This window comes from Armatimonas sp., from assembly GCF_964826245.1.
The window spans coordinates 1-10,147 of record NZ_CBAYMC010000162.1; the positions used below are offsets into that span (position 1 = coordinate 1).

At 62.8% G+C, this 10,147-nt stretch carries 9 protein-coding genes; 1 reads left to right on the top strand and 8 read right to left on the bottom strand.

What is annotated here, in order from left to right; translation table 11 throughout:
• On the bottom strand, positions 1 to 411 hold a 411-nt coding region (locus tag AC1XOS_RS15020; protein ID WP_481963037.1), incomplete at its 3' end, for an aldo/keto reductase.
• A gap of 71 nt (positions 412 to 482) precedes the next feature.
• Entirely contained in the window at positions 483 to 1,562 is a 1,080-nt protein-coding gene (locus tag AC1XOS_RS15025; protein WP_481963038.1) for a type II secretion system protein GspD, read from the bottom strand.
• 53 nt (positions 1,563 to 1,615) lie between these two features.
• Between AC1XOS_RS15025 and AC1XOS_RS15030 the strand changes: the two genes are divergently transcribed.
• Positions 1,616 to 2,902, top strand: coding sequence for a GNAT family N-acetyltransferase (locus AC1XOS_RS15030; protein ID WP_481963045.1), 1,287 nt, complete (start codon positions 1,616 to 1,618; stop codon positions 2,900 to 2,902).
• Between the two features lie 166 nt (positions 2,903 to 3,068).
• Here AC1XOS_RS15030 and AC1XOS_RS15035 read toward each other — a convergent pair whose 3' ends face one another.
• From AC1XOS_RS15035 to AC1XOS_RS15060, 6 genes are all read right to left on the bottom strand, one after another.
• Entirely contained in the window at positions 3,069 to 3,668 is a 600-nt protein-coding gene (locus tag AC1XOS_RS15035) for a cyclase family protein (protein WP_481963039.1), read from the bottom strand.
• Between the two features lie 2 nt (positions 3,669 to 3,670).
• On the bottom strand, positions 3,671 to 4,339 hold the full coding sequence (locus AC1XOS_RS15040) for a hypothetical protein (RefSeq protein WP_481963040.1): 669 nt from the start codon (positions 4,337 to 4,339) through the stop codon (positions 3,671 to 3,673).
• A complete protein-coding gene (locus AC1XOS_RS15045) occupies positions 4,326 to 7,856 on the bottom strand; it encodes a hydantoinase B/oxoprolinase family protein (protein ID WP_481963041.1) in 3,531 nt (1,176 codons plus the stop codon). Before AC1XOS_RS15045 ends, AC1XOS_RS15040 begins: the two co-directional genes overlap by 14 nt.
• Positions 7,853 to 8,275, bottom strand: a complete 423-nt coding sequence (locus AC1XOS_RS15050) for a hypothetical protein (RefSeq protein ID WP_481963042.1) — start codon at positions 8,273 to 8,275, stop codon at positions 7,853 to 7,855. Before AC1XOS_RS15050 ends, AC1XOS_RS15045 begins: the two co-directional genes overlap by 4 nt.
• Positions 8,269 to 8,637, bottom strand: coding sequence for a hypothetical protein (locus tag AC1XOS_RS15055; RefSeq protein WP_481963043.1), 369 nt, complete (start codon positions 8,635 to 8,637; stop codon positions 8,269 to 8,271). The genes AC1XOS_RS15050 and AC1XOS_RS15055 overlap by 7 nt, the downstream gene beginning before the upstream one ends.
• Positions 8,638 to 8,689: 52 nt before the next feature.
• On the bottom strand, positions 8,690 to 10,147 hold a 1,458-nt coding region (locus AC1XOS_RS15060), incomplete at its 5' end, for a SelB domain-containing protein (RefSeq protein ID WP_481963044.1).

Below are 10,147 nucleotides of genomic sequence, written 5' to 3' on the forward strand. Positions count from 1 at the left end.
GTCGGGCCAGTGCACCTGGAATAAGTCCACGTAGTCTAATTGCAATCGCTGGAGGGAGGCATTGAGCTGCTGGCGAATGGACTCGGGGCGCAGGTCGGACTGCGGGCGCACACTGGCTCCCCCATTATTGGGGGCGGGGGGGGCCACGCGGCCGCACTTGGTGGCGACAAAGACTGGCTGGCCAAACTCACGCACGGCCCGTCCCACGACGGTTTCGGAGTGCCCGAAGCCATAGACCGCCGCCGTGTCGATCCAGTTGCCGCCGAGCTCTAGGTACTTGAGCATCGCCGCCACCGAGTCGTTGTCGTCCTGTGGTCCCCAGCCAAACACATACGGGCCACCCGCGGCCCACGCACCAAATCCGACGGTGGTGAGCTGTGGCCCACCGGTTCCGAGTTGTCTTGTTTCCATAATTTTTCCAGGACGGTAAACGTCCCTCTCTAGGGCGCTTCGCGCCGCCTCTCTCGTTCCTCGTTCGGGAACTAGGGTTTTTGAATGGTTGCTTTCAAGATTATCACCAGCTCGGAGCGCGATTTTTCGCGGCCGTCGCGGCGGAAGAGCTGGCCGAGGATGGGTAAGTCTCCTAGGAAGGGGATTTTTCGGATAGTATTGAGCTCATTCTCGCCAATCAGGCCGCCGATGACTAAAGTCTCGCCGTCTTTGAGGCGCACGGAGGTTTGGACGGTGCGGCGGGAGATGCGCGGCAGCGAGATGCCGTTGGTCTGAGTTTCGAGCAGAGTCAGGCTCCCAACTTCGGGGTTTACTTTGAGCTGGATCGTGCCGTCGGGGTTTCCGATTGCCGTCACGTTGAGCTCGACGCCCACATTGACTTTCCCCGTCTGGAGCGCGACGCCGTTTTGGGTGACTTGCGTGCCTTGCAGAAACGTCACTTCATCGCCGATAAAAATCCGTGCCCGCTGGTTGTAGAGCACCATGAGCTTGGGGCTGGCTAAAATCCGTGCCTGGTTTTTCTGAATCGCGGCGTCTATGGCGGCATTAAACGTGATCGGGTCGCGGGAGAGGCGGCCAAAGACAATCTCATCGAAGCGGCCACTGCCCTTGGGCTTGTCCAACGTGCCCTTAACGGTCTTGCCGCCGGGCGCTAGGTCATAACTGATGCCCAGAGCACTGGTGAAGCCTTCGTTGATGTCGAGAATCTGCGCCTCGATCAGCACTTGGGGCGCGGGCAGGTCCAGCTGCTCCAACAGAGTGATGGCCTCACTTACTTTCTCGGGCGTGCCCTTGAGCACCAGAAAGCGCACAAACTGGTCGCTGACATCCTTGGCCACCGTATCCACCGTCGCGATTACCGGACGGGGCGTGGTCGGTGATGAGCCCAGATCTTCCCCCTGGAGTGTGTCACGGACATACTTGGGCTGTGGCCCCAGAAATGTCTGCACCTCGGGCAGCAGCTTGGTGAGCAGCTCCATAAGCTCCTTAGGCGTGGCGTACTTGACTTGGTAGAGCTTGATTACCGCGCTCACCGGGGGCGGCGGGGTCTGTGCCCGGACAGTAGGCATAAGGGTGAGCACGACAAAGGCAGCCGCGGCGAGGCGTTTCATAGCGTGCATTGTACCAAGGAGTCGGTATACTTTGTGAAAGGAAATTGATCGTGATGAGGGGGGAAGGCAGTGGGCTGGAAAGAGAGCTACTCGTTCAAGCGGCTGCGGAAAATCATGTTGCCTGGTTCTCCGAGTATGCGCTGGTGGCAGGTGGCGAGGTCAAGCGTCTCGATGGCCTAAACGTGATCTATTCCCCCGCCTCTGATCCCTCTGTCCTAGGCGAGGTAATTATCGCCTTCCCCCAGCGGGCGAGTGAGGGGATCGGAGCGGCGCTGGATGCTGCGCTAGAGTTTGCCCTGAGTAAGGATGTTCGCCAAGTCTCTTGCTGGTCGGTGGTGCCCACACTGCCAAGTGATCTTGCCGCACTTCTGGTCGCACGTGGCTTCTCGTGGGGCTGGGAGCCGCACTGGATGGTGTTGGATCTGGAGGCAGTACAGCACGAGGATTTCCCGGTTCCCGACGGGCTGACCATTGCGCTTGATGAGGGGAGCGACTGGGACGTGACAGGCATTCCCTACTACGAGCCGAGCGATGCCTCACGCCTGAGAGCGCTGACACAGCAAGAGCCGCGTCTGACCTACCACTTTGGCGCATGGCGGGACGGGAGCGTTGTCGGGCATAGCTTGCTCCATGTCTCTGGCGGCACGCTCAACGTGGCGGGAATCTACAATGTGGGGGTGCTCCCTGCGGCGCGCAACCAGGGCATCGGGCGAGCGATCTCCTGGGCCGCGTGCCAGCAGGCCCGTCGCTTGGGCTGCCGCTACGTCCTGCTCAACGCTGCTACCCACATCTACAACCGGCTCGGCTTTATCTCACTGGGCCACGGCCAGACCTGGTGGATGTTTCGCCCCGCCCTGGAGCTCCCCCCGCTGGATGCGGACACGGTCGCCTTCACCGAGGCCATCGGGCGCGGCGACCTAGCGACGCTCCAAGCCTTGCCAGTTCCTCCTGACCTAGACTCTCCGCTCCGCTGCAAGATGACCCCACTCGAAGTCGCGGCGCGTCTTGGGCAGCCCGAATCCGCACGCTGGCTTCTGAAGCAGGGAGCCTTGCCCGACATCATTCCCCTCTGTGATCTGGGGTGGCGCGAGCAAGTTTCTGCGGCGCTCGTGGCTCGCCCCAAGCTTGCGAACCGCCTGCTGGGCGCTGGTGGCTGGACCCCGCTACACGAAGCCGTACTACGCAAGGACCTGGAGCTTGCTCGCCTGATTCTCTCCGCACACCCTGATCTAAGTATTCCGGACTTACAGTTCAAAGCAACGGCACTGGGCTGGGCGCAGCACTTCGGGTACCCGGATTTCGTCGCCCTGATCGAAGAGCACCTGAGTCCCGCCGATTAGAACGGCAGGACTAGAGAGCCTGTGGCTGCTAAGGCCGTTCCGGCCATGCCTCCCCCACGGCGACAGTGCCGTTACCCCCTCTGGCAAGCGAAGAGGGTATGGGCGGCACGCCCTTTGTAGCGGAGCCTGCGACGCTCTCCAGTCCCGCCCCTCCAACGGGCGGGAGCTATGGCTCGACCAGCACCGCACGGACGGGGGAGCCATCGGCGCTGTCGAGGCGTAGGGGAAGCGCGATGAGCTGGTAGCGGCCTGGCGTGATCTGGCGCAGGTCGAGGGACTCTAGGATGTGAATCCCTGCCGCCGCCAGGGCGTGGTGAATGGGGAGGTCTTTGCTCTGGAGGCGATCCACGCTCGGGACGTCCAGCCCGATAAGTCGCACGCCACGACTCGCGAGAAGCGCGACGCTTGCCTCGGTCAGCACGGGGACTTCATCGGGGAAGCGTGTATGATTCGTCCAGGCGAGGGTCTTGATAAGAACACGTTCAGGCAGGTTGGGGTCAATAAAGACATCTACATCCAGCATATCCCGCCCAACAGCCTCAATCACCAGGCACTCCCCGACATAGACCTCGGGGGGAATCTCGGCGATCCCGATGCCGTCTGGCAGGAAGTGGCGTGGTGCATCGGCGTGGGTTCCGGTGTGGCAGCTCATCGTCACTGCCCCCACAGAGATTGTTCCCCAGGCCGTGCTCGTGAAGGAAAACGCGGTATCGCCGGGCCAGACCGCCAGCGTCGAGTTCATTGGGATTGTGATGTCGTGGATCATGGTTATTGCAGTGCCCCGCCGCAGTGGGCGCAGTGTTTGTCGGATTTTTCGGCGACATGCCAGCAGTTCTGGCACTGACGGGCGCTGGTGCGGCGCAGGCCACAGCCGGGGCAGTGCAGGAGCGTGGGCAGGCGCTCATCGGACCAGACCAGATGGCACTGCGGGCAGCTCCGTCGCCAGCGCTCCCCGAGAGTTGCGGCAATGCCTCCCATCAAGAGCGCAGCACCACCGAAAACAACCCAAGCGGGGCCAGGACCGGGCTCAGCGTGGCTAACCTCACCGAAGGGCTCAATGGGGGAGAGGCGAGCCTGCTCCAGGCGCGCATTGACGGGCATGAGACGCATGCGTAGCGCGAGAATCTGCCGGGAGACGGCCTGTACCGCGGGCTTGCCCTGGCTCATCCCGACTCCCAGCGCGACCACCCCCGCTACGGCAGCGACAAACGGCGCTCGGCGTAGCACACTCAGGCCGATCAGTCCCGCCGCCGCCGACCACACGCCCGCAAAGAGCACGCCGGGTGCAGCGAGAGGGATTCCAAAGAGCGAGAGCTGCACCCAGGGTGCGACACTGCCCGCCAGCACCCCGAGTGTGCCGCCACCGCCCAGCATCCGCCCACCATACCAGAGCCAAGCCCCCAGCCGCCGTCGATCCACTTGTCTACGGTTTGCCATAGCCCCCCCCTCCCGGCGTCTCCAGAATCAGTCTGTCGCCCACCGCACACTCCGCCGCCGCGACAGCAGGGAGCGTCTCGACACTTCCATCCACACGAACAACACGCTGCTGGCCGGGGGCACCCTCGCTGCCACCGTCTGCGCCAAACCCGCCCGAGGTGCGGCTCTGCGTGAGGAGTGAGACTGCGACAGGCTCTAGAAAGACATACTCCCGCACAATGCCCTCGCCGCCGGGGTGCTTGCCCGCGCCGCCGGAGCCGCGCCGAATCGCAAAGCGCTCTAGCCGCACGGGGTAGCGTGCCTCGATAATCTCCGGGTCGGTGATGCGTGTGTTGGTCATGTGGGTATGCACCGCTGAGGCACCGGGCGCGGTGGCCGTCGCCCCCGCCCCGCCACAGACCGTCTCGTAGTAGCCAAAGCGTGCGTTCCCAAAGAGCGTGTTGTTCATGGTCGCCTGAGAGCCCGCCGAGAGCCCAAAGGCCTGGAGGAGCGCCGCCACCACCCGCTGGCTGACCTCTGTGTTGCCCGCCACCACCGCAGGGCAGAGGGTCGGGTCGGCATGAAACGTCGGATTCAGCAGCGTGTCGGGTGGCAGGATTATCTCCACTGCCCGCAAGAGCCCCTCGTTGAGCGGGACGTCCTCGCCAATCAGAAGCCGCAACACAAATAGGACACAAGCGACTGTCACTGCGGGCGGGGCATTAAAGTTCGCCGGATGGGTCAAAGACGTGCCCGTAAAGTCAACGATAAATTTGTTAGCTTCCTGGCGGAGCGTGACTTGGATCGTATGGCCGTCGTCTAACCGACCACCCCCCCATCCCCCGCCCGGCAGGGGGGATTTAAGGTGTTTCCTTGCAATCTGCTCGCATCGGTCGGCGAGGGCGGCTTGTAGGGCGAAGAGCTTTTCGGGGCCATGCTGCTTGGCGAGAGCACGGAGGGCTTGTGCGCCTTGGTGGTTGGCGGCGAGCTGTGCTTCGAGGTCGGCGAGGTTGTCAGCAAGAGCGCGGGTGGGGTAGGGGGCCTGGGTGAGAAGTGCGGTGAGCGTCTCCCGATCCCAGGACGTGGGCGGGATCACGACGCCTTCCTCTGCCAGTGTTTTTGCGCCAGGAGGCATCGAGCCGGGCCGTGTTCCCCCGATCTCCGCGTGGTGCGCCCGGCTCGCGACAAAGCCCAAAAGAACCTCGCTGTCATAGACGGGGTTGATAACCGTAACATCGGGGAGATGCGAGCCACCAAAGGCGGGATGGTTGACAATAATCGGCTGCTCCCCGACAAAAGCCTTGGCACGAATGAGCTCACGGACACAGCCCCCCAGCGCTCCGAGATGCACCGGGATATGGGCTGCCGTTGCCACCAAGTCGCCGCTAGGGCCAAGTAGGGCACAGGAGTAATCCAGTCGCTCCTTGACATTCACCGAGAGCGCCGTGCGCCGTAGCGCCTCACCCATCTCGGTTGCGATCGACTCAAAGCGGCGCGTGAAGAGCTCAAGTGCTACCACTTCCTCTGCCTCTCGACCCTGGTTTGGCGTGGGAGAAGAATGCTGTAGCATCAGCGCCCCGCTCTCCGATGTTGTTTCTGTCCATCCCTCTCGCATAACCGTGACACTAAACGCCTCCACAATCAACCCACCTTCAACCCTCCTTCGTAGAGGGAGGGTGGCTTGGAGTGAGGGACGAACGGAAAGCCGGGTGGGTTCTGGCCGGGTCTCCGCCACAACCACCCGCAAGCTCTCGACTTCAATGGCCCGGCTCGGATCAGGCGCGTAGCCGTAGAGGCGTTTGAAGTGTTCCTGGAAGGCTTTGGAAAGTGCACTCGTAGCGGGGACTTCGAGCGGTGTCTCCTGCCCGACAAGGCGTAGGCGTGCGATCCGACGGGTGACCTCGCTCAGCTCACCCAGAGCATTTCGTGCTTCGGTCTCTAGCTCGGTGAGAAGGGCTGAGACATCTGTCTTATCCAAGAGCTGGAGAACTTGGCGCTCGGCGAAGCGCTCATGGCGGGCGTGGGCGATTCCAAAGGCGGAGAGGAGGCTCTGGTCGGGGGGGACCACGATGGTGCGAATCCCGAGCTTCTCGGCTATGGCGCAGGCGTGCTGACCCCCCGCACCCCCAAAGGCGACCAGAGCGTGCTCCGTGGGATCGTAGCCCTTGCGGACACTGATCTGACGGATCGCGTCCGCCATGGCCTCGTTGGCGAGGTCGTAGAAGGCGTGGAGGAGTGCCTCGCCAGGCTGGCCCGATTCTTTGGCGACGGCTTGGAGCGCCTTTTCGGCGGCGCTGCGGCTTAGCGGGAGCGAGAAATCTTTCTCGGGAATATGGCCTAGCAAGAGATTGACATCCGTGATCGTGAGGGGGCCACCCGCGCCGTAGCACGCGGGGCCGGGCTGCGCTCCCGCCGACCCTGGTCCAACGAAGAGGCGCCCGTGACGGTCACAGCCGCAGATCGAGCCACCGCCCGCCGCGACCGACTCCACGGCCACAGCGGGGGCAAGAAGCAAGGCATCGCCGACTTTGTGCTCAAAGACATACGGAAGCTCAGGCGCTTCGATACGCGCGACATCGGTGCTGGTGCCGCCCATGTCGAAGGCGATAAGCTGGGTAAACCCTGCACGCACCCCCGACTCACACGCTCCCACCACGCCCCCCGCCGGCCCGGAGAGGAGGCTGTCCTTGGGACGGAACTGGCTGTCGGGGACGAGCCCACCTGCACTCGTCATGATCGTGAGCGTGCTACCCGCGCTGAGTCCACGTCGCACGCCACTCAGGTAGCTCTCTAGAACGGGCGTGAGATAGGCATTAACAACAGCCGTTTCGGCACGCGGCAAAAGCTTCTGAAGCGCCGCGAGCTCCGACGAAAGCGAGACATGGGTAAAGCCGCACTCACGCAGAATCTCCGCAACCCGCTGCTCGTGCGTGGGGTTGCGCCAGGCATGAAGAAGCGCCACTGCCGCCGTCCGATGGCCTCGCGCCACGAGCTGCGTTGCTGCCTCACGGAGCGCGGCTTCATCGAGTGGGCGTAGAAGTGAGCCGTCCGCGCTCAGGCGCTCCGAAACACCGATGGACTCTGCGTAGAGCGGCTCTGGCTTGACAATATCCAGAGCAAATAGATCCGAGCGTGCTTGGTTGCCGATACGGAGCAGGTCCTCAAAGCCCGCCGTGACAAAGAAAATGGGAGGTGTCCCTGTGCGTGTGAGGAGCGCATTGGTGCCCCGCGTGGTGCCCAAGCGTAGCTCCAGCGGGGGGAGTGGCTGCGAAAAAGGGGTTTTGGTGACCAAGTGCGCCGCGACAAGCGGCGCTTCCAGACCGGGCGAGTACGTGATCATCGCGCTGTCGTGGTGGGACTTCACTCCCTCCAGAAAGCTATCGGGGAGCCCTGCCCGCCACGGGGCATTTCCTACCAAGTCGGTTCGCAATACCCCGCTGGAGAGCACTTTCGCCCGGTGCCACTCGCCATCAGGAGAGAGCGCCAGGCAGTCTGTAAATGTCCCGCCTGTGTCTGCAAAGATCTGCCAGAGACTCACGTGGCCAGGAGCTCGTCCCAGGACTCGATCTCAAGAACCCGATCTAGCAGCGCCTCAAGCCGCTCCACCTTGGAGATACTCGCTAGAGCGTCCGTGATAGCCGTGGAAGGCTCACCCAAGCGCCGCCGCCCGATGCGAAGAAGGGACGTTCGCAAGCCTTGCTCCCGTCCTTGCTCCCGTCCTTGCTCTCGTCCTTGCTCTAAGCCTTGTTCTTTGCCGAGTTCTATACCCTTTTCGATGCCCTCGCGCATCATGGCCTGGTAGGTTGATGACAGCTCCAGTACATTTTTTCCCATAAGTTTCTCCACGAATTTCGGGTCGTACTTCAGACCCATTAAAACAAAGCTTGCGGTGCGCAGGCGATCCGCCTCCGAGGGTTTTGCTTCGTTGTTGAGACGGTACTCAACTTGCCTCAGCACATCCGGCCACTCATTTTTACGCACTTGTGACACAACGGCAACGTCGCAAGGCCGCCTTTTAGGAAAACTTCAGGAGGAAGCTCCCATACCCGAATGACTTTGTAGCGCAGGAAAGTATCGGTCTCACCGTCGAGGCCACGCTCTTCGTAGAGGCCGGTCAGCTCCCTATGACCTGTGAAAGAGCGCAGGAGGATCAAGGCGCAGACAATGGCGATCTTCGGGTTTTCGCGACGCACCAGTGCCCGGTAGAGCTGGAGGCGCGCCAGGAGCGAGGCGTCGTGGTTGCCCTGAAAATCCAAGATGAGCAGATAGGGCGGCGTGGTCTGAACACGCAGGAGCGTGTCGGCAGGGTGCGTCTCCACTAAGAACTTGGTTGTTGCATCAAAGGGCTTCGCTACACCGGAAATTATACCGCTATGCCTCTCCCAGAGTTCTGGTGTCGCCGTTTCGGTGGGTGAAGCGGATGCCGTCGAGGTATTCGAGTAGGGGAAGGACGATCTTTCGGGAGCTGCCGATGGCATCACGCACCCCACCGACGGTGATTCCCTCAGGCGTGCTGGCGAGCCGCCGGACGACTTGTTTGACCTCGCTGAAGGCCGCCTCACTGATATAGACATTGTCTGCGATCTTGACGAGCTGGTCGCGCTCACAGAGAATGCTGAGGATCGTGGGGACGTGAACATCGCGGGGGTAGTTGGCGGCAAAGTCGCCGGGGTTGGGCGGGGCAAACCCGGCGCTCTGGTAGACGGAGAGGATGTGCTCTGCGGGTTTTTTCCAGCCCTCGGGGACAATGACCTCATGGTCGGGTGCGCGAAGCCCTTTAGACTTCGTCCCCTCAATCACCAGCACTCCCTCGCTCACGAGATAGGCAACCAGTGCGTGAAAGTCTTTCACGGTCGCGGCCTTGCTGACGGGCGTGCGCAGGCCATCGCGGGGCATGGACTTTCGGTAGGGGTTTTGCTTGTGGTACTGCTCTAGAGTGCGCCGTGTCGCTTCTTTGAGCCGACGCGCTGCTTCGTCGGAGAGGTAGTGGGTGCCGCCAATGACGATGGCACGTCCGGCATCCGCAAGCGTTTCAAGGGCCGCTTCGGCAGGAAACCCGACCGCGTCACTGATCTCTTTGGCGGTAAACTCCGCGTGGCGCGAGGAGAGCTGGGCATAGACCGCCTCTTCCGGGGAGCCTTCGCCCCGCGCCTCAAAGAGTGCCAGAGCCGAGGCATCGCCACGCCGGTACTTGCGGGCCGGGTGCGGATCCACGACGGCTCCCCCGCCCACCGCGCGGGCGGGAGAGTAGGTGCGAACCACAAAACGCTCGCCCCTCACCGGAGCCGCGTCGCTCTCGCAGAGGAACTGGACAGGCACATCGTCGGTGCCGGGCAAGATCTCCGCGCCTTCGAGCAGCACAATGCGCGCTAAAAGCTCGCCGGTTCCCAGGTGCAGCCGGACGCGCTCCCGGTGACGCAGAGGCTTCTTGGCGGAGGGAAGCACCGAGAGACGGGCATCTAAAAGGGTGGTAGCGGCGAGTGCGCCGGGCGTGCAGAGAACCGCGCCGCGCTCGATCTCGCTCACCTCAATGCCAGGAAGATTGACCGCAACGCGCATTCCCGGCTCGGCGATCTCGACTTTCTTGCGGTGTGCTTGGAGGGTGCGTGCCTTGCTTGCCAAACCCTGCGGCTCTAGTGAGACAGCATCGCCTGCATGAAGCGTCCCCGCAATCAGGGTACCCGTGACCACGGTGCCGACACCAGGGAGCGAGAAAACCCGGTCCACGGGGAGCCGAACGGCGGCGCTTGCATCGCGAAGGGGCGTCTTTGCTGCTGCCTCGGTTAGTGCGGCCTTTAGTGCCTCCAAGCCCACGCCGGTCTGGGCGCT